At 69.7% G+C, this 25804-nt stretch carries 19 protein-coding genes; 9 read left to right on the top strand and 10 right to left on the bottom strand.

The window, feature by feature from the left end:
• The first annotated feature begins 8 nt into the window (after positions 1 to 8).
• Positions 9 to 1544, top strand: coding sequence for a PLP-dependent aminotransferase family protein (locus B0W80_RS12065; protein ID WP_083745333.1), 1536 nt, complete (start codon positions 9 to 11; stop codon positions 1542 to 1544).
• Here B0W80_RS12065 and B0W80_RS12060 read toward each other — a convergent pair.
• The 4 genes from B0W80_RS12060 to hisN form a co-directional block, all read right to left on the bottom strand.
• Positions 1465 to 2394 (bottom strand): ROK family protein, encoded by a 930-nt coding sequence (locus B0W80_RS12060; RefSeq protein WP_076999380.1) that lies wholly within the window; start codon positions 2392 to 2394, stop codon positions 1465 to 1467. The two genes, B0W80_RS12065 and B0W80_RS12060, sit on opposite strands and share 80 nt — an antisense overlap.
• Positions 2395 to 2450: 56 nt before the next feature.
• The gene (locus tag B0W80_RS12055; protein ID WP_076999379.1) at positions 2451 to 2645 is read right to left on the bottom strand and encodes a DUF2905 domain-containing protein; all 195 of its coding nucleotides are present in this window, start codon (positions 2643 to 2645) and stop codon (positions 2451 to 2453) included.
• Between the two features lie 82 nt (positions 2646 to 2727).
• Positions 2728 to 3273 carry a helix-turn-helix domain-containing protein gene (locus B0W80_RS12050; RefSeq protein ID WP_076999378.1) on the bottom strand — a complete coding sequence of 182 codons (546 nt, stop codon included), beginning with the start codon at positions 3271 to 3273 and terminating at the stop codon, positions 2728 to 2730.
• Between the two features lie 171 nt (positions 3274 to 3444).
• The gene (gene hisN, locus B0W80_RS12045) at positions 3445 to 4227 is read right to left on the bottom strand and encodes a histidinol-phosphatase (RefSeq protein ID WP_076999377.1); all 783 of its coding nucleotides are present in this window, start codon (positions 4225 to 4227) and stop codon (positions 3445 to 3447) included.
• 148 nt (positions 4228 to 4375) lie between these two features.
• Here hisN and B0W80_RS12040 point away from each other — a divergent pair, with 148 nt between their 5' ends.
• Positions 4376 to 4756, top strand: coding sequence for a DUF5329 family protein (locus B0W80_RS12040; RefSeq protein ID WP_076999376.1), 381 nt, complete (start codon positions 4376 to 4378; stop codon positions 4754 to 4756).
• 10 nt (positions 4757 to 4766) lie between these two features.
• On the opposite strand, the gene B0W80_RS12035 is transcribed toward B0W80_RS12040, so the two are convergent.
• The 5 genes from B0W80_RS12035 to B0W80_RS12015 all read right to left on the bottom strand — a co-directional run bounded on the left by B0W80_RS12035 (position 4767) and on the right by B0W80_RS12015 (position 9656).
• The gene (locus B0W80_RS12035) at positions 4767 to 5636 is read right to left on the bottom strand and encodes an ABC transporter permease (protein WP_076999375.1); all 870 of its coding nucleotides are present in this window, start codon (positions 5634 to 5636) and stop codon (positions 4767 to 4769) included.
• Complete coding sequence (locus B0W80_RS12030) at positions 5633 to 6442, bottom strand: ABC transporter ATP-binding protein (RefSeq protein WP_076999426.1); 810 nt, start codon at positions 6440 to 6442, stop codon at positions 5633 to 5635. The genes B0W80_RS12035 and B0W80_RS12030 overlap by 4 nt, the downstream gene beginning before the upstream one ends.
• Positions 6443 to 6513: 71 nt before the next feature.
• Positions 6514 to 7527, bottom strand: coding sequence for an ABC transporter substrate-binding protein (locus B0W80_RS12025; protein ID WP_143684589.1), 1014 nt, complete (start codon positions 7525 to 7527; stop codon positions 6514 to 6516).
• A 19-nt stretch (positions 7528 to 7546) separates the two neighbouring features.
• Positions 7547 to 8431: a TauD/TfdA family dioxygenase gene (locus tag B0W80_RS12020; RefSeq protein ID WP_076999374.1), complete on the bottom strand. Its 885-nt coding sequence runs from the start codon at positions 8429 to 8431 to the stop codon at positions 7547 to 7549.
• A gap of 124 nt (positions 8432 to 8555) precedes the next feature.
• Positions 8556 to 9656 carry a class I SAM-dependent methyltransferase gene (locus B0W80_RS12015; RefSeq protein ID WP_076999373.1) on the bottom strand — a complete coding sequence of 367 codons (1101 nt, stop codon included), beginning with the start codon at positions 9654 to 9656 and terminating at the stop codon, positions 8556 to 8558.
• A 20-nt stretch (positions 9657 to 9676) separates the two neighbouring features.
• Between B0W80_RS12015 and B0W80_RS12010 the strand changes: the two genes are divergently transcribed.
• From B0W80_RS12010 to B0W80_RS11990, 5 genes are read left to right on the top strand one after another with little or no spacing between them, the layout of a single operon-like run.
• On the top strand, positions 9677 to 10474 hold the full coding sequence (locus B0W80_RS12010; RefSeq protein WP_076999372.1) for an SDR family oxidoreductase: 798 nt from the start codon (positions 9677 to 9679) through the stop codon (positions 10472 to 10474).
• Positions 10471 to 10863: a dihydroneopterin aldolase gene (locus B0W80_RS12005; RefSeq protein WP_076999371.1), complete on the top strand. Its 393-nt coding sequence runs from the start codon at positions 10471 to 10473 to the stop codon at positions 10861 to 10863. The genes B0W80_RS12010 and B0W80_RS12005 overlap by 4 nt, the downstream gene beginning before the upstream one ends.
• Positions 10860 to 11783 (top strand): tRNA 2-thiocytidine(32) synthetase TtcA, encoded by a 924-nt coding sequence (gene ttcA / locus B0W80_RS12000; protein WP_076999370.1) that lies wholly within the window; start codon positions 10860 to 10862, stop codon positions 11781 to 11783. Before B0W80_RS12005 ends, ttcA begins: the two co-directional genes overlap by 4 nt.
• Before the next feature lie 38 nt (positions 11784 to 11821).
• Positions 11822 to 12457, top strand: coding sequence for a DUF4136 domain-containing protein (locus tag B0W80_RS11995; RefSeq protein WP_076999369.1), 636 nt, complete (start codon positions 11822 to 11824; stop codon positions 12455 to 12457).
• 41 nt (positions 12458 to 12498) lie between these two features.
• Entirely contained in the window at positions 12499 to 13140 is a 642-nt protein-coding gene (locus B0W80_RS11990; RefSeq protein ID WP_076999368.1) for a histidine phosphatase family protein, read from the top strand.
• A gap of 43 nt (positions 13141 to 13183) precedes the next feature.
• Here B0W80_RS11990 and B0W80_RS34870 read toward each other — a convergent pair whose 3' ends face one another.
• The gene (locus B0W80_RS34870; protein ID WP_218668893.1) at positions 13184 to 13489 is read right to left on the bottom strand and encodes a hypothetical protein; all 306 of its coding nucleotides are present in this window, start codon (positions 13487 to 13489) and stop codon (positions 13184 to 13186) included.
• Between the two features lie 20 nt (positions 13490 to 13509).
• Here B0W80_RS34870 and B0W80_RS11985 point away from each other — a divergent pair, with 20 nt between their 5' ends.
• Together B0W80_RS11985 and B0W80_RS11980 are read left to right on the top strand one after the other, a co-directional pair.
• Positions 13510 to 20793: a type I polyketide synthase gene (locus B0W80_RS11985; protein ID WP_076999367.1), complete on the top strand. Its 7284-nt coding sequence runs from the start codon at positions 13510 to 13512 to the stop codon at positions 20791 to 20793.
• On the top strand, positions 20790 to 25802 hold the full coding sequence (locus tag B0W80_RS11980; RefSeq protein ID WP_076999366.1) for a non-ribosomal peptide synthetase: 5013 nt from the start codon (positions 20790 to 20792) through the stop codon (positions 25800 to 25802). The genes B0W80_RS11985 and B0W80_RS11980 overlap by 4 nt, the downstream gene beginning before the upstream one ends.
• Positions 25803 to 25804: the final 2 nt, after the last annotated feature.

Below are 25804 nucleotides of genomic sequence, written 5' to 3'. Positions count from 1 at the left end.
TCGACGCCATGGACTCCACGTTGCAAGCAGCACAGCACGCCGCGCCGCTCTATCGCCAGTTGGCCGCGCACTACCTCGACGCCATCCGTGCCGGCTCGCTCAAGCCCGACGACAAGCTGCCCTCGCTGCGCAACCTGATGAAGCAGCACGACATCAGCCTGTCGACCGCGCTGCAGCTGTGCCGCTCGATGGAAAGCGAAGGCTGGGTCGAGGCGCGCGAGCGTTCGGGCTACTTCGTGCGGCGGCCGCGGCGGCTGGCGATGGCGCCGATGGACGAGCCCCAGGCCGACCAGGCGCCCGACCCGGCGCAATACGTCGGCATTCACGCCAAGGTGTCCGACTTCGTGGCGCGCCGCCGGCAGACGCCCGAAAAGCTCGACCTGTCGATCGCCCGCGGCGCGCCCGAGCTGTACCCCGCCGAGGCGCTGCGCAACGCCATGGCGCGCCTGCTGCGGCAGCGGCCCGGCATGCTGGCAGTGGCCGCACCGCTCAAGGGCAACCTGCCCTTCCGCCAAGTGCTGGCCCAGCGCAGCCTGCGCGTGGGCATGACGATCTCGCCCGACGAGATCCTGGTGACCAACGGCTGCATCGAGGCGCTCAACCTCGCGCTGCGCGCAGTGGCCCAGCCGGGCGACACGGTGGCGGTGGAGTCGCCCACCTTCTATGGCCTGCTGCAGGTGCTCGAAAGCCTGGGCATGCGCGCGCTCGAGATTCCGACCAGCCCGCAGACCGGCATCTCGATCGAGGCGCTCGACCTCGCCATCCGCACCTACGACAACATCAAGGCCGTGCTGGTGGTGCCGCACCTGCAGAACCCGCTCGGCAGCGTGATGCCCGACAGCCACAAGGCACGCCTGGCCGCGCTGTGCGACCAGCACGCGATTCCGCTGATCGAGGACGACACCTACAGCGAGCTGGTCGATGCGGCGGTGCCGCCGCGCGCGCTCAAGTCCTTCGACACCACGGGCAACGTGATCCACTGCGCCTCGTTGCACAAGATCCTCGCGCCAGGCCTGCGGCTGGGCTGGATCTCGGCGGGGCGCTGGCAGGCGCGGGTGGAGATGCTGAAGTTCGCGCAGACGCGCAACAACGAAGAGCTGTCGCAGGCCGCCGCCGGCCAGTTCATGGGCACCGGCGCCTACGATCGCCACCTGCGGCACCTGCGCCAGTGCCTCAAGACCCAGCGCGAGCAGACCGCCGATGCGATCGCCGGCTATTTTCCCGAGGGCACGCGCATCAACCTGCCGCCGGGCGGGCTGCAGCTGTGGGTGGAACTGCCGGAGCGGCTGTCATCGGAGCGCGTGTTCACGGCGGCCTTGGCCGAACGCATCGTGGTGGCGCCGGGAACGCTGTTCTCGAATTCCTCGCGCTTCGACCACTACCTGCGCATCAACTGCGGCTGGCCTTATGGCGACGCGGTCGACGCAGCCCTGCGGCGCCTGGGGGAGATCGTGACGGAGACGATCAATCCAGCAGCGCCAACGCCGCGTAGTCGCCCACCTGCTCGCCCAGACCTGCCGGCACCAGCACCGCATCCTGCGTGAGCGCTTCGAGCTTGCCGTCGATCTGGGCCGCGAGCCGCGGCAGCAGGAAATCGCGGTTGTGCCAGAACACGCTGCCGCCCAGGCTGATGCGTTCGAGGTCGAGCGTGGCGATCAGGTTGTAGAGCATCCGGCCCATCACGCGGCACAGGCCGTCGGTGATGGCCAGCGCCTTCGGCTCGCCGGCCAGCGCGGCAGCGAATAGCTCGGGCGGAGGATGGTCGAAGCGGCGCGCGATGGAGTTGCCTGCCACCAGCGCTTCGACGTCGCCATGGTTGCCGCAGCCGCACAGCGCGTCGTTGTCGTCGTCCGACACGAAACTGTGGCCGGCATGGCCCGCGTTGCCGTTCTTGCCGTGCAGCACGCGGCCGTCGACGCAGAGGCCCACGCCCACGCCGGTGCTCCAGGTGACGTAGGCGCAGTGGTCGGAGCCCTTCAGCGCGCCCCATTTGCGCTCGGCCTCCAGCGCGGCCACCGCGTCGTTCTCGACCCGCACGTGGGCGAAGCGCTGCTTCAGCGGGGCCTCCACCGTGGCCGTCATCCAGTCGTTGGGCAGGCCGCGCGCCGGGCCGGCGATGCCGCCGCAGATGTTGGGCGTGGCCAGCTCGAACATGCCGTCGCGCAGCACGAAGGGGCCGGCGGAGGACACGCCCACGCGGTCGACCGTCGCAGGGTCGATGTTCTGCGCCGCGCAGACCTGGTCGACGAGCCGCAGGATCTGCTGCGCCACCGCGTCGTTGCTGCCGGTCTTGGCGGTTGGTTCGGTGGTGCGGCCGATCAGGTCGCGCGAACGGCTGTCGGCCGACAGGCTCACGGCGACCTTGGTGCCGCCGATGTCTACACAGGCTCTCATCGGTTCATGTCCATGGGGTGAGGTCTTCGGTCAGGTGATGGGGTGGGAGCGCGGGCTCAGATCCATCGCGCGATCAATGCCGCGATCATGCTGAGCACGACGGTGCTGCCTATAGGCAATTGCCAATCGCGGCCGAAGGCGCGGAACTCGAAGTCGCCGGGCAGGCGCCCGAAGCCGAAGCGCCGCAGCCACTGCGTCAGCCCGCTCATGAGCAGGAGCGCGAGGACGACGACGATCAGCCAGCGAATCATCGGAACAGTCTAGCGGCCCGTGCGCACAGGGCCGCCTTTGGCCCCGCGCAAGGCCATGCCGCGCGCCGGGGCGCGCGCGGCGTCAGGCCGCCAGGGGCCGCCCGACCAGCCGCCGCGCGACCGCCGCATGCAAGGCGGACGCCGCAGCGCCGCGCTCGCGCACCTGGCGCGGCGTCACACCGGCGCCGTCGGCGAAGGCGCGCGTCATGTGGGCCTGGTCGGCATAGCCGTGCGCGGCAGCCACCTCGGCCAGCGGCAGGCCCTCGGCGATCGAGCAGGCCGCGCGCTGCAGGCGCACCAGCCGGGCGAAGGCGGCGGGCGCCATGCCCAGCCAGCGGCGGAAATCGCGCTCCAGTTGTCGCCGGCTCACGCGGTGGGTGCGTGCCAGCGTATCGACCGCGAGCCCCGGCGCCTCGAGCAGGCCCATCGCCGCGGACGCCACGCGCCCGGCCTGCCCGTCGAGCGAGCGGCGCTCGCCGATGCGGTCTTCGAGCCAGCGGCCGAACACTTCGCCCTGCTGCGGCTGCGCACAGGGCTCGATGGACCGCCCATGCGGGCGGGACGCCTGCTGCGTGGACAACAAGGTCGGGCGCTCGGCGGGCGCGGCTCGAATGGCGTGGACGGACATCGCTGACTCCCTGAAGACATGAAACATCGTTGGGAGCCTCGATTGTTCGGGCCGGGGGTGGCTTCCGTCCCGGGGCATTTGTCCCGCGCGCCCGGCCGCAGGCGGCCGCGTGGGCATCGCACCCGGGACATGGGTCCCGAAGCGCGGCATGTCCGCGACGGCGGCCGGACGCTACACGTTCAGGATCGCGAGCGCCTCTTCGTGCAGCGCCGGCGTGGCTGCGGCGACCACGCGGCCATCGGAGCCCAGGCCCAAGGGACGGCCCGCCCAGTCGGTGATCACGCCCCCCGCGGCCTCGATCAGGCCCGCGGGGCCAAGGTAGTCGTAAGGCTGCAGACCCGTCTCCACCACCAGGTCGATGGTGCCGCCGGCCAGTTGGGCGTAGCTGTAGCAATCACCGCCGAAACGGCGCATCGCGCAGCGGCGGCTCAGGCGATCGAAGGCTTCCCACTCCGACGGGCCGAAGATGTCGGGCGAGGTGGTGAAGATCCGCGCAGCGGCGACGTTGTCGCAGGTGCTCACGCGCACCGGCCGCCCGTTGCGCTGCGCGCCCACGCCGGCCTGGCCGATCCAGCGTTCGCCGAGCACCGGCATGTCGACCACGCCCAGTTCGACGCGCCCGCGGTGCAGCAGGCCGATCAGCGTGCCCCACAGCGGCGAGCCGGTGATGAAGCTGCGGGTGCCGTCGATGGGGTCGAGCACCCAGACCGCATCGGCCTCCACGCGGGTGCTGCCGTGCTCCTCGCCGTAGATGCCGTCGGCCGGCCGCTCGGCGGCCAGGATCTCGCGCATCGCGGCCTCGGCCGCGCGGTCGGCCTGGGTGACAGGGCTCTCGTCGGCCTTGGCGATCACCTCCAGCGGGGTGCGGAACAGGCGCAGCGAATGGGCGGCAGCCGCATCGGCAAGGGCGTGGGCGAGGCGAAGGGTGTCTTGTCGGGGATCGATGGAGCTCATGGCAGCGTCTGGGCGGCGACGGAAAAGAGATGGCATTAGAACCGAGCCCGCAGCCGGCAGCGCGTTCGACTGCGGGGTCGACGTCGCGTTTGACAGCGCGCCGGTGCTGGGCGAGCATGGGCCGAACAACACATCCTCAGGGGACTGCATGCGCCGCCGACACTGCCTTCACTTCGCCGCCCTGGCGCTTGTTCCGCTGCTCGCACGGGCCACGCCCTCGCCGGAAGAGCATCGCCTAATCACCGCGCTGATCGATCGCGTGCAGGGCATGAAGACGATGAAGTTCCTGCGCAACGGCGAGCCGCACGACGCCGACGAGGCCGCCAAGCACCTGCGGGCCAAGTACGAGCATTTCCGCAAGAAGATCGTGACCGCGGAAGACTTCATCGACCGCTGCGCCACCCGTTCGGAAGTGACGGGCAAGGCCTACATGGTTCAGATGGGCGACGCCAAGCCGCGCGAGGCCAAGGCCTTCATGCTGCAGGAGCTGCGCGCGATGCGGCAGCGGCAGCCCAAGCCCAAGGCCTGAACGAAGGCGATCAGCGCTGCTGGCCCCAGCGGCGCACCGTCAGCCGCTCGAGCGTGGCGAAGCCCAGGTTCTCCACCGCCAGCCCGATCAGCACGACCAGCGCGAGGCCGGCGAAGACGCGGTCGGTGTAGAGCTCGTTGCGGTTCTGGAAGATGTACCAGCCGAGGCCGCCCTGGCCCGACGAGGCGCCGAAGACCAGTTCGGCCGCGATCAGCGTGCGCCAGGCGAAGGCCCAGCCGATCTTGAGGCCCGACAGGATGGACGGCAGCGCCGCCGGCACCAGGATCTGCAGCACGTAGCGCAGCCCCGTCAGCCCGTAGTTGCGGCCCGCCATGCGCAGGGTCTCGGGCACGCCCTGGAAGCCCGCATAGGTGGCCAGCGACAGCGGCCACAACACCGAGTGGATCAGCACGAAGACCAGGCTGCCCCGGCCCAGGCCGAACCACAGCAGGGCCAATGGCAGCAGCGCGATGGCAGGCAGCGGATTGAACATGGACGTGAGCGTGTCCAGCAGGTCGCGGCCGAGTCGGGTCGACACCGCCAGCGTGGTCAGCACGAAGGCCAGCAGCACGCCGGCCAGGTAGCCCTGCAGCAGCACGCCGAGCGAGATGCGCACCTTGTCGAGCAGCTCGCCGCTCACGAGGCCCTGCACCAGGGCCAGCGCGGTCGCGCCGAAGGTGGGCAGCAGCAGGTCGTTGTCCTGCCAGCGCGCGAGCAGTTCCCACAGCATCGCCAGCGCGGCGAGGATCAGCCCCTTGCGCAGCCAGCCCTGGGCCCAGATGCGGGTGGCCAGCGGCAGCGGCCGATCGACGGCCAGCGCCGTGAAGGGTTCGAGCGCGCGCTCGTATTCCGGACGCACCGGCGGATGGATCGAACTCATGACGAAGCGACCTGCTCTTCCTCGAACAGCAGCCGCTGGATGCGCTGCGCGGTGGCCTGGAACGCTTCACCGCCCAGGCTGTGCTGGTCGAAGCCGTGGCTGTTGATCTCGGCACGCATGCGGCCCGGGTGCGGCGAGAGCAAGGCGATGCGGTTGCCGACCAGCAAGGCCTCTTCGATCGAATGCGTGACGAAGAGCAGCGTGAAACGCACCTCTTCCCACAGCGCGAGCAGCTCTTCCTGCATGCGCCGGCGCGTGAGCGCGTCGAGCGCCGCGAAGGGCTCGTCCATCAGCAGCACGCGTGGCTGCATGGCCAACGCGCGTGCGATGGCCACGCGCTGCTTCATGCCGCCCGACAGCTGGTGCGGATGCACGTCGGCGAAGCGGGCGAGGCCCACCTTGTCGAGGTAGTGCAGCGCGCGCTCCTCGGCCTCCTTGCGGCCCAGCACACCCGAGGCGCGCAGCGGGAACATGACGTTCTGCCGCACGGTCTTCCAGGGCGGCAGCTGGTCGAACTCCTGGAACACGACGATGCGGTCGGGGCCGGGCTGCACGATGCGCCGTCCGTCGAGCCGGATCTCGCCATCGACCGGCGGGATGAAGCCGGCCACCGCCTTCAACAGCGTCGACTTGCCGCAGCCGGAGGGGCCCAGCAGGACGAAGCGATCGGCCTCGAACACGTCGAAGCTCACCTGGTGCGTGGCGCGGACCACGCGCTGCGCCGTGCGGTATTCGAGGCTGACGCCGTCGACCTGCAGCAGCGCGCCGGTGCCAGTTGCCACGCCGGCATCGGCGTCGGCGCGCACCGGCGCCGGGTCGCGCAAGGGCGAACCCGACACACCGCGGCGCAAGGCCAGCGCGGATGCAGACGACACGCTCAGTTCCCGGCCGCGTTCTGCGCGTCATCGAAGAAATAGTCCTTCACCGAGGCGGGCTTGTTCTTGATGGCGCCGACGCGATGCATGAACTCGGCCAGCACGTAGGTGTTCTGCGGCACGGTCTTGAACTGCACTTCGGGGTTCTTGATGATCTTGAGCAGCAGGTCGCGGTCGATCTTGGCGTTGCTCACCTTGAGGTAGATGTCGGCCGCCTTCTCGGGGTTGGCCGTGATGAAGCGCGCCGCCTCGTCGAGCGCGTCGACGAAGGCCTTGTAGGTCTTGGGGCTCTCGCTGCGGAATTTTTCGGTGGCGTAGAGCACGGTGGCCGAGGCCGGCCCGCCCAGCACCTGGTATGAATTGAGCACGATGCGCGCATTCGGGTTGCCCGCGAGTTCCTGCTCCTGGAAGGGCGGGTTGCCGAAGTGGCCGGTGATCTCGGTGCCGCCCTTGATGATGGCCGCGGCTGCATCGGGGTGCGGCAGGGCCACGCTGATCTTGTCGAGGCGGTTGAACTCCTTGTCGCCCCAGAGCTTGGCCGATGCCAGCTGCAGCACGCGAGACTGCACCGACACGCCGACGGCCGGCAGTGCGATGCGGTCCTTCTCGGTGAAGTCGGCGATGGACTTCACGTTCGGGTTGTTCGTGACCAGGTAGTACGGGAAATTGCCGAGCGAGGCCACGCCGCGCACGTTCTGCTTGCCGTGCGTGCGGTCCCACAGCGTCAGCAGCGGGCCGACGCCGGCGCCGGCGATCTCGATGTTGCCGGACAGCAGCGCGTCGTTGACCGCCGAGCCGCCCGAGAGCTTGACCCACTCGACCTTGGCATCGACGCCGGCCGCCTTGGCGTGCTTCTCGATGAGCTTCTGCTCCTGGGCCACGTTGAGCATCAGGTAGACGATGCCGAACTGCTCGGCAATGCGGATGCGGCCTTCGGCATGGGCGGCCAGGCTGCCGACGGCCAGCCCGATGCCGGCGATGAGTGCCGCGGCGCGGCGTGCGAATGTGGTCTTCATGGATCGGGAACTCGAAGTGTCAGAAAGGCGTGACGCCCACGATCGTGGTGCGGTAGAGCTTGCGGCGCAGGTGGTCGGGCGTGCCCGCGGCCAGATGCATGAGCGAGCGGTTGTCCCAGAACACCAGGTCGTGCGGCGCCCACTGGTGGCGGAACACGTACTCCGGCTTCACGCTATGCGCGAAGAGTTCGGCCAGCAGCGCGTCGCTCTCGGCCTGCGGCAGGCCGACGATGCGGGTCGTGAAATGCTCGCTGACGAAGAGCGCCTTGCGGCCGGTCTCGGGATGCGTGCGCACCACCGGCTGCACGGCCGGGGCGACCTTGGCGACCTGCTCTTCCGACAGCTTGGGGCGCCACGGATTCTTGGCGCGCAGTTCCTCGTACTTGGCCAGGTAGCTGTGCTCGGCCTTCAGGGGCAGGATGCGCTGCTGCAGCTCGGGCGACAGGCCTTCCCAGGCCAGGTGCTGGTCGGCGAAAAGCGTGTCGCCGCCCTCGCTCGGCAGCTCTTGCGCGTGGAGCAGCGAACCCAGGCTGGGCTTCGGCTTGTAGGAGATGTCGGAATGCCAGTACGCGCCGGCATCGCCGAGCCCCAGCGGCTCGCTGTCGGGCTTCTTGATGTTCGACACGATCAGGATCTCGGGATGGTCCTGCAGGTGGAACTGGTGCAGCACGTGGATTTCGAGCGGGCCGAAGCGGCGGCTGAAGTCGATGTGCTGGTCGGGCGTGATGCGCTGGTCGCGGAAGACCAGCACGTGGTGGTCGAGATGCGCGCGGTGGATGCGCGCGAAATCGGTGGCGTCGATGGGGCGACCGATGTCGAGGCCGATCACCTCGGCGCCGACGGGCGCATCGAAACGGCGGATCTCGAAGTCCTGGGCGGGTGCGGAATCGGGCGGGGCAGACATTCGATACGGTTCAACGGGGAACCGCGGACTGTAGAAGCCTGGCCGCCTGATGCCAACGAATAGTTCGTTGTTAGCTCAGAGCCAACAAAACTGAGGCTGCGCGGCGCCCCGTGCGCCCTGCTTGCTACAGCGTATGGCTGCGGTCTCCCTCGGCAAAACCCAGGGCGTCCCAGCCCTCGCCCACCGCGAAGCCGATCACCTTGAACAGCTCGCCCATCTCGTGCTCGTGGATCAGGCGCGCGGCGAGCGTGCGTTCGGGCAACGTAGCGGCTTCGAGCATCGGCAGCAGCCCGGCATTGAGCAGAAAACGCGCCTGGCTGGTGTAGCCCAGCACGGCGAGGCCGGCGTCCTGCCCGGCCAGCGCGATGCCGGTGAAGTCGACATGCGCCGTGATGTCCTTCAGGCCGACATCGGCCAGCGGATCGGCGTCGGCCAGGTGGCCGCGGTGGCACATCACGGTGCCCATGTGGCGCTGGGGGTGGTAGTACTCGGCCTCGGGAAAGCCGTAGTCGATGAAGAAGGCGGCGCCCTGCTCGAGCCGCTCGGCCAGCGTGGCGATGAAGGCGCGGGCCTGGGGATGGACCTCGGTCAAGTAGTCGTGGGGGCCTTCGATGTCGAGGGGCGGGCGCAGTTCGGTGGGTCGATCGTCCCAGGCGAGGGCGCCGTCCTGCCGCCGCACCACACCGCGCTCGAACCACCGGCCGCTGCGCCGCATCAGCAGTTGCACCGGCATCGCATCGAGCACTTCGTTGCCGACCACCACGCCGCGCATGTGTTCCGGCAGCTCCGACAGCCATTCGACCTTGCCGGCATGGGCGGCCAGCGCATGCTGCTGGCGTTCGCGCAGCGTGCCGGACAGGTCGACGATGCGGTAGTGCGCCACCTGGTCGCCCAGCGCTTCGAGCAATTGCACGGCCAGCGCGCCGGACCCGGCGCCGAATTCCCAGAGCGTGTCGGTGCCGGTGCGCTCCAGCGCCTCGGCCACCTGCCGCGCCAGGACACGGCCGAACAAGGGCGTGAGTTCGGGCGCGGTGACGAAGTCGCTGCCGGACTCGGGCATGCGACCGAACTTGCGGCTCGCGTTCGCGTAGTAGCCCAGGCCGGGCGCGTACAAGGCCAGGGCCATGAAGCGGTCGAAGGGCAGCCAGCCACCGGCGCGCTGCAGGGCCGCGTCGATAATCCGGCTCAGGGGGTCCGCGCGCTCGGCGCCGTGGTCCTCGGTCATAAGTCAGGAAATCTATCAGCATGCGCGAACCCACTCCACGCCCCGGCGTGCTCGTGACCGGCGGCGGCCGGCGGCTCGGCGCCGCCGTCTGCGAGGCTTTCGCGCGCGCGGGCTGGGCGGTGTGGTGCCAGTACCGCTCGTCGCGCGACGATGCCGAGGCGCTGTGTGCGCGGCTGCGGGCCGAGGGCTTGCAGGCGACGGCGGTCGAGGCCGACATCGGCAGCAGCGCCGGCCGGCGTTCGCTGCTCGATCACATCGGCGCCGAGGGACCGCTTTGCTGCATCGTCAACAACGCCTCGGCCTTCGAGCCGGACACCGGCCTGGACTTCGAGGAAGACGCGGCGATGCGCCAGCTGGGCGTGAACCTCATGGCCCCGCTCGACTTCGCGCGCCTGCTGGCCCGACAAGCCCGCGATGGCGACGGCATCGACCGCTGCGCGATCCACGTGCTGGACCAGAAGGTCTACAACTTGAACCCCGACTACTTCTCGTACACCGTCTCCAAGCTCGCACTGGAGCGCGCGGTGGCGCTGCAGGCACAGTCGCTGGCGCCTGCGCTGCGCGTGTGCGGCGTGGCGCCCGGCATCCTCTTCACCAGCGGGCCGCAAAACGAGGCCAACTTTCGCCGAGCGGCGCATGCCAACCTGATGCGCCGGCCCATCGACCCGGCCGACGTGGCGCGCGCCTGCGTCTTCCTGGCCGGCACGCCCAGCGTGACCGGCACCACCCTGAGCGTGGACAACGGCCAGCACCTCGTGCCGCTGCCACGCGACATCATGTTCGTCGTCGACGAGCTACTGAAGGCCCCGAAGCCATGAGCCACACACCCATCGACCCCTTGCTCGCCACCTGCCGGCGCGTGTTCCTGCGCGACTACGAGGTCTGGATCAACATCGGCGTGCACGAATTCGAGAAGCGTGCCGAACAGCGCGTGATCATCAACGTCGACCTCTACGTGCCGCTGGACGTCTCCACGCCCAAGGCCGACGAGCTCGACGAGGTGGTCGACTACGACTTCATCCGCCGCACCGTCGCCACGCGGCTGTCGAAGGGCCACATCCACCTGCAGGAAACGCTGTGCGACGACATCCTCGAGCAGGTGCTGCTGCATCCCAAGGTGCACGCGGCGCGGGTGTCGACGGCCAAGCCCGACGTGTACCCCGACTGCGAGGCGGTCGGCGTCGAGGTGTTCAGGAGCAAGCCATGAGCGCTGTATGGATCGACGATGGAGCGGCGCAGGGCCCCGATGCGCCTGCGAACACGTTGAAGATCGAACGCGAGGCCCACAAGCTCGAAAAGCGCCTGTGCCGCGAAGTCGGCCGCGCGATCTTCGACTTCAACATGATCGAGGCGGGCGACAAGGTCATGGTCTGCGTGTCGGGCGGCAAGGACAGCTATGCGCTGCTCGACATCCTGCTCAAGCTCAAAGCCCGCGCGCCGGTGCACTTCGACATCGTCGCGGTCAACCTCGACCAGAAGCAGCCCGGCTTTCCCGAAGAGGTGCTGCCCAACTACCTGAAGGCGCTGGGCGTGCCGTTCCACATCGAGGAGCAGGACACCTACTCCATCGTCAAGCGCGTCATCCCCGAGGGCAAGACCACCTGCGGGCTGTGCAGCCGGCTGCGCCGCGGCATCCTCTACCGCGTGGCCGACGAGCTGGGCGCGACCAAGATCGCGCTGGGCCACCACCGCGACGACGTGCTGCAGACCTTCTTCCTCAACATGTTCTTCGGCGGCAAGCTCAAGTCGATGCCGCCCAAGCTGGTCAGCGACGACGGCCGGCACGTGGTGATACGGCCGCTGGCCTACGTGACCGAGAAGGACACGACGCGCTGGGCGCAGCACCGCGCCTTCCCGATCATTCCCTGCACCCTGTGCGGCAGCCAGGAGAACCTGCAGCGCAAGCAGGTCGGCGAGATGCTGCGCGACTGGGAGCGCAAGCACCCGGGCCGGGTGGAGAACATGTTCAGCGCCCTGCAGAACGTCGTGCCCTCGCACCTGCTGGACGGAACGTCGTTCGACTTCAAGGGTCTGAAGGCGACCGGCGTGGCCGACGACGATGGCGACAAGGCCTTCGACCCGCCGGAGTTCCCGATGCCGTCGCCGCTGCGCGTCGTGCAGCTTTAGCCGCCGCAGGTGCCCGGCACCCCGGCAAGGAGATCCGCATGAAGCACCTGTTGACCGCCTTCGCGCTGACCCTCGGCCTCAGCGGCTGCGCCACCCGCTGGGTGGTCGACAGCGAGGTCCGCAGCTTCTCCAGCCTGCAGGCGGTGCCCGCGGGTGCCACTTACCGCTTCGAGCGCCTGCCCTCCCAGCAAGCCAGCGAGGCGCAGCAACAGCAGTTGGAAGAGATGGCCGGCCCTGCCCTGGAGCGTGCCGGCCTGCGCCGCGACGACGCCAATGCCCAGTACACCGCGCAGATCGGCGCCCGCGTGACGGCCGAGCTCTCGCCCTGGGCCGACCCCTGGTACTACCAGGGCGGCCTGTGGCCGGGCTACTACCGCAACCGGCCCTGGGGCTACGGGGCGGGCTGGTACGGGCGTGGCTGGTACGGCGGCGGCTGGTACGGGCCGGCCTTCACGCCGCCGGCCAACCCCTGGTATGCGCGCGAGGTCAGCGTGGTGCTGCGCGAGCTGCCGTCCAACCGCGTGGTGTACGAAACCCGGGCACGCAACGACGGCCCCTACAACCGCAGCGCGGCCGTGCTGCCCGTGATGTTCCAGGCCGCGCTTCAGGGCTTTCCGACCCCGCCGGCGGGCGAGCGCCGGGTCGACATCGAGATTCCGACGTCGAGGAACTGATCCGACAAGGCGATCGAAGGCCGACGCCTAGAATTTGCCCGATGGAGGCCACCCGACTGATTGCCGTGCGCCATGGCGAAACCGCCTGGAATGTCGACACGCGCATCCAGGGCCAGCTCGACATCGCCCTCAACGCCACCGGCCTCTGGCAGGCCGAGCGCGTCGGCCAGGCGCTGGCGGACGAGGAGATCGGCGCCATCTATGCCAGCGACCTCGCCCGTGCCTGGCAGACCGCCCAGGCGATCGCACGCCCGCGCGGCCTCGAGGTGGAGCCCGAGCCCGGCCTGCGGGAACGGGCTTTCGGCCATTTCGAGGGCCGCACCTTCGCCGACATCGACGCTTCGCTGCCCGAGCAGGCCCGGCTGTGGCGCACCCGCGATCCGGCCTTCGCACCCGAAGGCGGTGGCGAGTCACTCCTGGCCTTCCGTGAACGGGTGACCGGCATCGCGTCGAGCCTGGCGCAGCGCCATCCCGGCGAGCTGGTCGTGTTGGTGGCCCACGGCGGCGTGATGGACGTGCTCTACCGCGCCGCGACCGGCCAGGAGCTGCAGGCGCCGCGCACCTGGCACCTGGGCAATGCGGCCATCAACCGGCTTCTCTGGACTCCCCAGGGGTTCACGCTCGTCGGCTGGGGCGATACAGGGCACTTGGACCAGGACACGCTGGACGAGGCCGCGGCCTGACGGCAATCGTTACAACGGCCTTCCGGCCTCGCGCGCGGCAGATTCAAGTAAATAGCACTTTTCTATGAGTTCTTCCCGGTTTTGCCGGGTTTGAAGTAGCCTGTTTGTATTCAAATTGTAAGAACCAAGGCACAATCGTGTCGACCGGACCACTCAGCTGTAGGTCAGGTGCAACGAGATGCATCCGGTGTTGCAGGAGGCTTCCACCAAAAGGCATAGGGGTTCGGGTCTGCGGTGAATACCCGATGCGCCATTCGGAGTAGAGAAATTTGAACACTTTGTATTTATATTGCAGCTCTGAAACAACAACTTTCATAGCCGCCTCAACCCGATCCATCTGAATCTCCATCGACGACGAAGCCCACGGCCATGGAAAGCTCTCACCGCGAAACCGGCCCCCAGGACTCTGCCCTGGCACTGCTCGACCTCTTCGCCTCTGCGGACATCCGCACGGGCGGCGAAGACCAGATCCGGACCTCCCTCGACCTGGCTGCCGCCCTGACGGGTCGCGCCGAGTCCAGCGTGCGCGCGGCAGCTTGGCTTCCCGATACCCCCTTTCTCGCGGCCTGGGCGCTCGCGCAGGCACGCTGGACCGGCATCGAGAGTGTGGAACTGCACGAAGCCTCCCGGACCTGCCGCATCGACTGCCGGCCGTCGACCGCCGTGGCGTCCTGGCTGGCCGGCGTCGACGCGGCCCGCCGCGGTGCCGGTTCGGCCCGGCAGCCGACCAACATCCTGATCTCCCTGGATTCGACCCAGCCGACCGCGCAGCTGGTACTCACGCGTGACGCCGGCCTTTGCGACGAAGGCACCGCATCGGAACTGCTCCAGGCCGTGGCCGCCATCGCGGAACAACTGCTGGCCGCCGACGCCACGGCCGAGCTGCACACCATCGCCACCCTGTCGGCCGCCCAGCGCGAGCAGCAGCTCCACGCCTGGAATCTGCCCGCCACCCCCTACGACCGCGCAGCGAGCGTGACGGCCCTGTTCGAGCGCCACGTCGCCGAGCGTCCCGACGCCCTGGCGCTGGTGGACGGCCAGACGCGCATGAGCTACCGCGAGCTGGACCGCCGCGCGACCGAACTCGCCGCCCGGCTGCAGGCCGCGGGCGCGGCGCCCGGCACGATCGTCGGCGTCGCGCTCGACCGCTCGGCGCTGTCCATCGTGGCGCTGGTGGCCATCGTCAAGACCGGCGCGGCCTACCTGCCGCTGGTGTCCAGCCTGCCACCCGATCGCCTCGAATTCATGGTGCGCGACGCCGACGCCCGCGTGGTGGTCACGAACGCGCAGCGCAGTGCCGAGCTGCCCGCAGGCCTGACGCTGGTGCGCGCGGACGACGTCCCCGCCGAGGCCGGCGTGGCGTTTCAGCCGGTCGCCATCGACGGCGAAACGGTCGCCTACACCATCTACACATCGGGCTCCACCGGCCTGCCCAAAGGCACCGCCATCTGCCATCGCTCGATCATCCGGCTGGTGGTCGATGCGGCCTACGTCGACCTGTCGGCCGAATCCGTGGTGATGCACAGCGTGCCACTGGGCTTCGACGTGTCGACTGCCGAGATCTGGGGTGCCCTGCTCAACGGCGGCTGCTGCGCGGTCCACGACGAAGACATGCCGACCGGCCCGGGCCTCGCCCGCACCATCGGCGCCTTCGGCGTGACGACGATCTTCACGACCGCCGCGGTGTTCAACACCGTGATCGACGGCAACCCGTCGCACCTGGCCGGCGTGAAGCAGATCTTCATCGGCGGCGAGGCGATCTCGGTGCCGCACGTGCGGCGCTCGCTCGCGGCCCTGCCGGCGCTCAAACTGGTCAACGCCTACGGCCCGACCGAATGCACGACCATCGCGACCGCCTACGCGATCCCGGCCGACCTGCCGGCCGACGCGGCCACGCTGCCGATCGGCATTCCGATCAAGGACACCACCGCCTACGTGACGGGCCCGTCGCTCGAGTTGCTGCCCGCGGGCATGGCCGGCGAGCTGTGCCTGGGCGGCCGCGGCGTGGCGAAGGGCTACCTGAACCGGCCCGAACTCACGAACGAACGCTTCGTCGCCGACCCCTTCGTGGCCGGCGGCCTGCTCTACCGCACCGGCGACCGCGTGCGGCTGGCGCACGACGGCAACATCGAATTCCTCGGCCGCCAGGACGGCCAGGTGAAGATCCGCGGCCACCGCATCGAAATCGGCGAGATCGAGGCGGCCCTCGCCACGCATCCCGCCATTCAGTCGAGCTGCGTGCAGGCCCTGAAGGACGCCACCGGCAATGCCCGCCTGGTCGCCTACCTGGTGGCGGCCGGCGAAGAAACGCCGTGGGAATCGGTGCGCGACCATCTGGCTGCGCGGCTGCCCGAAGTGATGGTGCCGACCGCGCACATTTGGATGGACGCGCTGCCGATCACCGCCAACGGCAAGATCGACCGCCGCGCGCTGCCCAAGCCCGCGGCCGCCCGCCCCGACATGGCCGAGGCCTTCGAGGAACCGCGCAGCGCCGCCGAAGCACGCGTGTGCGATGCTTTCGCCCGCGCCCTGGGCATCGACCGCGCCGGACGCAACGACAACTTCTTCGACCTGGGCGGCGATTCTCTGCGCGTGCTGCGCGTGCTCGCCGACCTGCAGAAGGACAACGCCCGCACCCTCACGCCGCAACTGATCTTCGGTTCGCCGACGCCCGCCGGCGTCGCCGCCGCACTGGCCAGCCAAGGCGGCGCGAGCGTCGACCCGCAGCGCATGCCGCGCGCCGTGCGTCGTGACCACCGGGCCGACGAGCCGATCGCCGTGATCGCCATGGCCGGCCGCTTCCCCGGCGCGTCCGACGTTGAGCAGCTGTGGGACAACCTGCGCGCCGAACGCGATTCGATCCGCTTCTTCGACGACATGGAGCTCGACCCCTGGGTCGGCCCCGAGCGCGCCGACCCCTCCTACGTGCGCGGCCGCGGCGTGCTGAAGGACGTCGACCTGTTCGACGCGGCCTTCTTCGGCATCAACCCGAAGGAAGCCGAGCTGATGGACCCGCAGCACCGCATCTTCCTGGAGCTGTGCTGGGAATGCTTCGAGCGCGCCGGCCACGTGCCTGACAGCTACCCGGGCCCGATCGGCATCTACGCCGGCATGAACAACGGCACCTACCTGCAGCGCCACCTGCTGCCGCGCGCCGACCTGGTCGAGGACGCCGGCGAAGTCATGCTGGTGGTGGCCAACGAGAAGGACTACATCGCGACCCGTGTGGCGCACCGGCTCAACCTGACCGGCCCGGCCGTCAGCGTGCACACGGCCTGCTCGACCTCGCTGGTGGCGATCGCCCAAGCCTTCCACGCGCTGCGTTCCGGCCAGTGCGACATGGCGCTGGCCGGCGGCGTGTCGGTCACCTGCCCGCCCAACAGCGGCTACCTGTATCAAGAAGGCGCGATGCTGTCGCCCGACGGCCACACCCGCACCTTCGACGCCAATGCGCGCGGCACGGTGTTCAGCGACGGCGCGGCGGTGGTGCTGCTCAAGCCGCTGGCACAGGCGTTGGCCGATGGCGATCCGGTCTGCGCCGTGATCCGCGGCGCCGCCATCAACAACGACGGCGGCCGCAAGGCCAGCTTCACCGCACCGAGCGCGGACGGCCAGGCCGCCGTGATCGCCGCGGCGCTCGACAGCGCCGGCTTCGACGCGCGCAGCATCTCGTATGTGGAAGCGCACGGCACCGCCACGCCGATGGGCGACCCGATCGAAATCGAAGGCCTGGTCAAGGCCTTCTCGCGCCAGACCGCCGACACGCAGTTCTGCGCCATCGGCTCGCTCAAGAGCAACCTGGGCCACATGGTGGCTGCGGCCGGTGCGGGCGGCGTCATCAAGGCGGCGCTCGCGCTCGAGGCCGAAAGCATTCCGGCCACGCTGCATTTCACGGCGCCGAACCCCGCCATCGATTTCTCGGCCACGCCCTTCCACGTGGCCAACCGGCCGATCCACTGGCCGCGCGCCGCCGAGCCGCGCCGCGCCGGCGTCAGCTCCTTCGGCGTCGGCGGCACCAATGCCCACGTGATCGTGGAAGAAGCGCCTGTGCGCGACGCCGTGGAAAACGGTGTCGGCCCGCAGGTGCTGGTGCTCTCGGCCCGCACGCCTGCAGCGCTGTCGGCCGCGGCCGGCCGGCTTGCCGATCACCTCGAAGCGCAGCCCGGCCAGTCGCTGGCCGACGCGGCCCACACGCTGCAGGTCGGCCGCAAGGCCTTCGCGAACCGCCTGTGCGTGGTGGCCGATTCGGCCGCCCAGGCCGTCGAGGCGCTGCGCACCGCCGATTCGGCCCAGCGCGCCGCCGGCACGGCACCCGCGTGGGAAGCACGGCCGGTCTTCATGTTCCCCGGCCAGGGCGCGCAGTACCACGGCATGGGCCGGGACCTGCATGCGCAGCATCCGGCCTTCCGCGCGGCCTTCGACGATTGCCTGCGTGCCTTCGAAGGTGCGATGGACGCCGATCTGCGCCAAGCACTCCAGTCGGACGACCCGGCTGCCCTGTCGCCGACCTCCGTCACCCAGCCCGCCACCTTCGCGCTCGAATACGCCATGGCCCGCCAGCTGATCGCGCTGGGCGTGCATCCGCAGGCGCTGGTCGGCCACAGCGTCGGCGAGTTCGTCGCCGCCGTGCTGTCGGGCGTGATGCGCCTCGAAGACGCGGCCCGGCTGGTTGCCCGCCGCGGCGCGCTCATGCAGTCGATGGAGCCCGGCTCGATGCTGTCGGTGCGACTGCCGGCCGCGCAGCTCGCGCCGCGCCTGCCCGAAGGCATTTCGCTCGCCGCCGACAACGGCCCGACCGCCAGCGTCGCGGCCGGCCCGACCCCGCTGATCGAAGCCTTCGCCGCCAGCCTCGAAGCCGACGGCATCGTGTGCCGCGTGCTGCAGACCTCGCACGCCTTCCACTCGTCGATGATGGACGGGGCGGTGGCGCCCTTCGAGGCCCTGGTGCGCAGCATGACGCTGTCGGCGCCGCTGGTGCCGGTGTACTCGACGCTCACCGGCGAGCTGCTGACCACCGAGCAGGCCACCGATCCGCGCTACTGGGCCCGCCACCTGCGCGAGACCGTGCGCTTCTCGCCGGCCATCCGCGAAGTGCAGGCCCGCGAGTCGCATCCGCTCTTCATCGAAGTCGGCCCGCGCAACACGCTGACGATGCTGGTGCGCCAGCACGCCGCGGCCGGCCAGCCGGTGCAGGCCGTCGCGCTCGGCAGCGACCGCGGCGACAACGAAACCCTGGCCTTGCGCCTGGCCGCCGGCCGTCTCTGGACGCTGGGCGCGCAGCCCGACCTGACCGTGCTCGACACCCGCACCCGCAAGCAGCGCGTGCGGCTGCCCACCTATCCCTTCGAACGCAAGCGCTTCTGGATCGACGCCGTGCCCCGCGGCGCCGCGCCAGTCGCCCTTGCTGCCGTCGCCACGCCTTCTTCTGCGATCACCTTGTCCACCCCGTCTACCACCCTTCCGGAACCGGCCATGACCGTTGCTGCATCTGCTCCCGCCTCCGCGCCATCGCGCCGCGCCTCGCTGGTTTCCCGCCTGCGCGAGGTCTTCGAGAATGTTTCCGGTGCCGACATGGGCCATGTCGACGGCACCGTGCCCTTCATCGAGATCGGCCTCGATTCGCTGACCCTCACCCAGGCCGCGCTGCAGGTCAAGAAGACCTTCAAGGTCAACCTGACCTTCCGCCAGCTGATGGAGAGCTATCGCAGCTTCGACGCGCTGGCCGAGTTCCTCGACGCCACGCTGCCGCCCGAAGCGGCGCCTGCCGCGCCCGTGGCGGTGGCAGCCGCAGCCGTGGCCCCGCAGCAGGCCGTGGCCGCGATGCCGGTGATGGCCGCGGCGCCCGTGGTGCTTCAGCCCCTGCCTGCGATGACCATGACCGCCGTCAACGGCGGCGCGGTGCAGCAGCTGATCGCGCAGCAGATGCAATTGATGCAACAGCAACTCGCATTGCTGTCGGCGGTGCCACAGGTTCCGGCCAGCCCCGTGCTGCCGGCGCAGGTGGTGGAGCAACCCACGCCCGAGGCCTCCGCCGCGGCTACGGCGTCCAATACCCCCACGGCCCCGCAGGCCGCGGAGCCGGGCGCCGAAGAAGCACTGCCGGCCATCAAGTACGACGTCAAGAAGGCCTTCGGCGCCATCGCCCGCATCCACACGCAGAGCAAGGAGCCGACCGAGCGCCAGAAGGCGCGCCTGGCCGCCTTCATCCGCCGCTACATCGACCGCACGCAGAAGAGCAAGGCCTTCACCGCCGAGAACCGCTCGCACATGGCCGACCCGCGCGTGGTCAACGGCTTCCGCCCGGCCACCAAGGAGATCACCTACCAGATCGTGGTCGACCGCTCCAAGGGCTCGCGCGTGTGGGACATCGACGGCAACGAATACGTCGACGTGCTCAACGGCTTCGGCATGAACCTGTTCGGCTGGACGCCCGACTTCATCAACGACGCCGTGCGCAAGCAGCTCGACCTGGGCTACGAAATCGGCCCGCAGCACCCGCTGGCCGCCGACGTGTCGAAACTGCTGTGCGAGCTGACCGGCTTCGACCGCGCCGGCCTGTGCAACACCGGTTCCGAGGCAGTGATGGGCGCGATGCGCATCGCGCGCACGGTGACGGGCCGCAACACGGTGGTCACCTTCACCGGCTCTTACCACGGCATCTTCGACGAGGTGCTGGTACGGGCCGGCCGCAACGCCAAGGGCATGTCGGCAGCGCCGGGCGTGATGCAGGGCATGTTCGGCGACATTCGCGTGCTCGAGTACGGCGCGCCCGAGTCGCTGGAGTTCATCCGCACGCACGCCGACGAATTGGCGGCCGTGATCGTCGAGCCGGTGCAGAGCCGGCGGCCCGAGTTCCAGCCCAAGGAGTTCCTGCGCGAGATCCGCGCCATCACCGAGAAGTCGCAGACCTGCTTCATCTTCGACGAGGTGATCACGGGCTTCCGCTGCGACCTGGGCGGTGCGCAGAACCTGTTCGGCATCCGCGCCGACCTCGCCACCTACGGCAAGGTGCTGGGCGGCGGCTTCCCGGTCGGCGTGATCGCCGGCAAGCGCCAGTTCATGGACGCGCTGGACGGCGGCGCCTGGCAGTACGGCGACGACTCGGTGCCCGGCGTGGGCGTCACCTACTTCGCCGGCACCTTCGTGCGGCATCCGCTGGCGCTGGCCGCGGCCAAGGCCTCGCTCGAATTCCTCAAGCAGGACAACAACAAGCTGCAGACCCAGCTCAACCTGCACACCGCGGCGCTGGCCGACGAGCTCACGGCCTTCTGCCGCGAAGTCGGCGCGCCGATCGAAATCCGGTACTTCTCCTCGCTCTGGCGCATCACCTGGCTGGAAGACCACCCCCTGCAGGACCTTCTGTTCGCGATGATGCGCAGCCGTGGCGTGCACATCCTCGACAACTTCCCCTGCTTCATGACCGCATCGCATACGCAGCAGGACATCGCCACCATCAAGTCGGCGTTCAAGGAGTCGGTCGCCGAGCTGCAGGAAGCCGAGATGCTGCCGCGCCGCGCCGCACCCAAGATGACGCTCGATCCGTCGCATCCGCCTACACCCACCGCGCGCCTCGGAAGAGACAAGGACGGACAGCCCGCCTGGTTCGTCCCCGATCCGAAGGCCCAAGGAAAATTCACCAAGTACCAAGCATGACCGACGCCGTCGCCACCTTGTCCGCCCCGGACGCCGCCGAAGATTTCGACCCGTTCGCGGGAGGGTTGATCGAGCGCATCGTTCCCACCACCGAAGCACAACGCGAGGTCTGGCTGGGTGACCAGCTGAGCCCCGAGGCTTCGCTGGCTTACAACGAATCGATGCGGCTGCGGCTGCGCGGCGCGCTCGACTCCGCTGCGCTCGCACTCGCCCTCGACCGGCTGGTGGCACGCCACGAGTCGCTGCGCGCGACCATCTCGTCGGACGGCACCGAGCTGCTGATCGGCGAGCCGACGCCGGTGGCGCTGGCGGAACACGACCTGAGCACGTTCGACGCCGCCGCGCAGCAGCGCCGGCTCGAAGAAGACAGCCTCTCCGTCGTGCTGCAGCGCTTCGACCTGGAGCAGGGCCCGCTGTTCCGCGCCGCGCTCTACCGCCTGTCGAACATCGATCACATGCTGATCCTGAGCGCACACCACGTGGTGTGCGACGGCTGGTCGTGGGGCGTGGTCAGCGAAGAACTCGGTGCGCTCTATGCCGAACAGGTCGGCGCCGGCCCGGCACTCGATGCCGCAGCCCAGTACTCCGACTACGCTGCATGGGAAACGAAGGAGTCGGCCAGCCCCGAGATGCAGGCCCACGTCGACTATTGGCTCAAGCGCTACGCCGGCGGCAGCCTGCCGGTGCTGGAGCTGCCGCTGGACCACCCGCGTCCGGCCGTGCGCACCTTCAACGCCTACCGCATCGACCACGTCCTCGAGCAGTCGCTGATCGACGGGCTGCGCAAGTTCGGCGCCACCGCCGGCACCAGCCTGTTCGCGACGATGTTCAGCGGCTTCGCGGCCATGCTGCACCGGATCACCGCGCAGGAAGACCTGGTGGTCGGCATCGCCGCCGCGGGCCAGATGCCCAGCGACATGCCCACGCTGGTGGGCCACTGCGTCAACCTGCTGCCGATCCGCGTGGGTGTCGAGGCGCAGATGCCTTTCGACCAGCTGGCCAAGGCATCGGCCAGCATGCTGCTCGACGCCTTCGAGCACCAGACCCTGGGCTACGGCGCGCTGCTCAAGAAGCTGCCGGTGCCGCGCGACCCGAGCCGCCTGCCGCTGGTGAACGTGCTCTTCAACGTCGACCGCGACGTCGCGCCCGGCGACGGCAGCTTTCCCGACCTGGTGGTCGAGCAGAGCAGCATCGGCCGGCGCTACGAGAACTTCGAGCTCTTCCTGAACATCATGCCGGTGCGCGGCGGGATGCAGATGGAAGTGCAATACAACGCCGACCTCTACGACGAAGACACCGTGCGCCGCTGGCTCGGCATGTACGAGACGCTGCTGCGCGCCGTGGTGCGCGAGCCCTCGCAGACCGTGGGCCGCCTGCCGCTGCTGTCGGACGCCGAAACGCACGCGCTGAGCGCGCTGCAGCCCGCGCCCACGCCGATCGAGGGCGCGCCGCTGATGCACGCCGGCTTCGTGGCGCATGCCGCGTCGCAGCCGATCCGGCCGGCGCTGCGCGATGGCCAGCAGCGCGTGAACTACCGCGAACTCGACGAACGCTCCAACCGGCTCGCCCATGCGCTGCGTGCGCGCGGCATGGGCCGCGGCGAACGCGTGGGCCTGTGCCTGGACCGCAGCATCGACATGTTCGTCGCCCTGCTGGCCGTGCTCAAGAGCGGTGCCGCCTACGTGCCGCTCGACCCCGCCTTTCCGCAGGCACGCCTGGACTACTACGCCGAAGACGCGAAGCTGGGCCTGCTGCTGACCTCGTCGAGCGTCGCCGCCGCGCCCAAGGCCTGGCGCCCCGACGCGGCCGAGCGCGTGCTGCAACTGGACCGCGACACCGACTGGCAGCAACTGCCCGCCACGGCCCTGCCCCCCGGCGCGCAAGACCCGCAAGGCGAAGACGCCGCCTACGTCATCTACACATCGGGCTCGACCGGCAAGCCCAAGGGCGTGTGCGTGCCGCACCGCGCGGTCGCCAACCTGCTGCAGAGCATGATGCGCGAGCCCGGCATCGGCCCCGAAGACCGCCTGGCCGCCGTCACCACCCTGTCCTTCGACATGGCGGTGCCCGAAGTCATGCTGCCGCTGGCCGCCGGTGCCGAGATCGTGATCGTGCAGCGCGAAGTCGCGATGGACGGCAATCGCCTGCGCGCGATGCTCGAGTCGGAAGCCATCACCATCTTCCAGGCCACGCCCGGCATGTGGCGCCTGCTGCTCGACGCGCAGTGGTCCGGCCCGCGCGGCTTCCGCGCCTGGATCGGCGCCGAGCCGGTGCCGGCCGAGCTGTCGCTCGACCTGATGGACCGCACGACCGAGCTGTGGAACCTCTATGGCCCGACCGAGACCACCGTCTGGTCGACTGTGTGGCGCATGGAGCGCCCGCTGGTGGCGGCGCGCGGCGTGTCCATCGGCAAGCCGATGGCCAACACCGGCGTCTGGATCCTCGATGCAAACCTGCAGCCCTGCCCGATCGGCGTGCCGGGCGAGATCTGCATCAGCGGCCTGGGCGTGACGCTCGGCTACCTCGACCGCCCCGAGCTGACGGCCGAGCGCTTCGTGACCACCGCGATCGACGGCGTGCAGACGCTCATCTACCGCAGCGGCGACCGCGGCCGCTGGCGCAACGACGGCCTGCTGGAGCACCTGGGCCGCTTCGACTTCCAGGTGAAGGTACGCGGCTACCGCATCGAACTGGGCGAGATCGAGGCCCGCTGCAACGACATCGACAACGTGGCCCGCAGCCTGGTCGTGACGCGCGAAGACCAGCCGGGCGACGTGCGCCTGGTGGCCTACCTCGCGCCGTCGGCCGGCACCACGATCGACCTGGCCGCGCTCGACCGCCACCTGCGCGCCCGCCTGCCGCAGTACATGGTGCCGCAGCACGTGGTGACGCTCGACGCCTTTCCGCTGCTGCCCAACGGCAAGGTCGACCGCAAGGCCCTGCCCAAGCCCAGCGCCACGCACAAGGACGCCGGCGAACGCCTGGCGCCGCGCAACGAGCGCGAGGCCACGGTCCTCAAGACCATGGAACAGGTGCTCAACCTGCCCGGCATGGGCATCCGCGACGACTTCTTCGCACTGGGCGGCCACTCGCTGCTGGCGGCGCGGCTGACCACGCTGCTCTCGCGCGAGTTCGAGCTGACGGTGCCGCTGCGCCTGCTGTTCGAGGCGCCCACCGCCGAGCGACTGGCCGCGGCCATCGAAGGCTTGAACGGGACCGACGCGCCGCGCCGGCTGCCGATCGCGCACCTGCCCGGTCGCACCAGCGCGCCGCTGACCCTCGCGCAGGAACGCATCCGCTTCGTCGAAGAACTGCATCCGGGCCGCGCGACCTACAGCTCGCCCTCCGCGCACCGCCTGAGCGGGCCGATGGACGTCGCCAAGTTCAAGGCGGCGCTGGCCATCATGATCGACCGCCAGGCCTCGCTGCGCACGGCCATCGGCAAGCACCCCGAGTCGGGCGAGCCGGTCGCGCTGATCTCGCCGAAGGTCAGCTACGACCTGCCGGTGATCGACCTGAGCCACGTGCCCGCCGACCAGCGCGAGACCGAGCTGGTCGAGCGCATGCACGAGCTGGCCGACAACCCGATCGACATCCACAAGGCGCCGATGCTGCATGCGGCGATGTACCGGCTGGCCGACGACGACCACGCCTTCGTGTTCGTGCCGCATCACCTGGTGTGGGACGGCTGGTCCTTCGACGTGCTCCAGAGCGAGATGTCCGCGATCTACGGCGCGCTGGTGCGCGGCGAGGAACACGGCCTGCCCGCGCTGGCCGCCACCCACGGCGACTATGCCGACTGGTACTCGAAGTGGCTGACCGACCCGGGCTTCGAGACGCAGCTGCGCTACTGGAAAGACCGCTTCGCCAACTCGCCCACGCCCAAGGCGCTGCGCCCCGACATGCCGCGCAAGGCCGGCATGAGCGGCCAGGGCGGCGGCCTGTGGATCACGATCGACGCGCAGCTCACCAACCGCCTGCGCGAGCTGTGCCAGCGCCACGACGTCACGCTGAGCATGCTGACGCTCGGCGTCTACCTGGTGATGATGAGCAGCATCATCGAGAGCCGCGCCATCGTGGTCGCCACGCCGGTGCGCGGACGCGAGGCGCCGGAGCTCGAGAACGTGATGGGCTTCTTCAACAACGTGCTGCCGCTGTCCTTCCAGGTCGATTCGAGCCTGCGCTTCGGTGAATTCATGCGCTACGTGCGGCAGGAACTCATCGCCGTGATGAGCAACCAGGAAGTGCCCTTCGAGCGCCTGGTGGAAGAGCCCGAGTTCAAGGAACGCGCCCAGGGCGTGGGCCTGTACCAGGCGCTGTTCTCGTTCCAGGACGCCCGCGAACGGCCGCGCGACATCGGCAACCTGCGCCACAAGCAGATGCACCTGCCGCAGCGCGGCGCCACCGACGACCTGGGCATCTGGCTGATGGACAAGCCGACGGGCCTCGAAGGCGCGGTGGTCTACAACGCCGACATCTACAAGCGCGAAACCGGCGCTGCCTTCAAGGAGCGTTACCTCGAGCTGCTGCGCAGGGTGGCGGAGCAGCCCGACGCCACGCTGGCCACGCTGTCGGCACCCGAAGGCTCGGAAAGCGCCGTGTACCTGCAGCGCCTGGCCGCCAGCGACGCGCCGACGCCCACCACCGCGCAGACGGTGGCATCGCGGCCGGCACAGCCGCAGGTGCTGCTGCTGCCCGAGCAGGCCAAGCTGGCGCAGATCTGGGCCAGCGCCCTGGCCGTCGACGTGAACGACATCCGCGCCAACGACAACTTCTTCGACCTGGGCGGCGATTCGCTGCTGGCGATGCGCGTCGTGCAGCAGGCCGAGCAGGTGATGGGCTTCCGCGTGGAGCCGCGGCGCTACGTGTTCGAGAGCCTGGGCCAGCTGGCCTCGGCCGCGGCCGGCACCGCGATCGACGCCGCACCTGCGGCGCCGGCTGCTGCCGAAAGCGGCACCAAGCGTGGCGGCCTGCTGGGCCGCATGCTGGGCTGGGGCCGCAAGGGCTGAGG

Source organism: Variovorax sp. KK3, from assembly GCF_001984055.1.
In the GTDB taxonomy this organism is placed as follows: Bacteria; Pseudomonadota; Gammaproteobacteria; order Burkholderiales; family Burkholderiaceae_C; genus Variovorax.
This window is presented reverse-complemented; position numbering and strand designations above follow the sequence as displayed.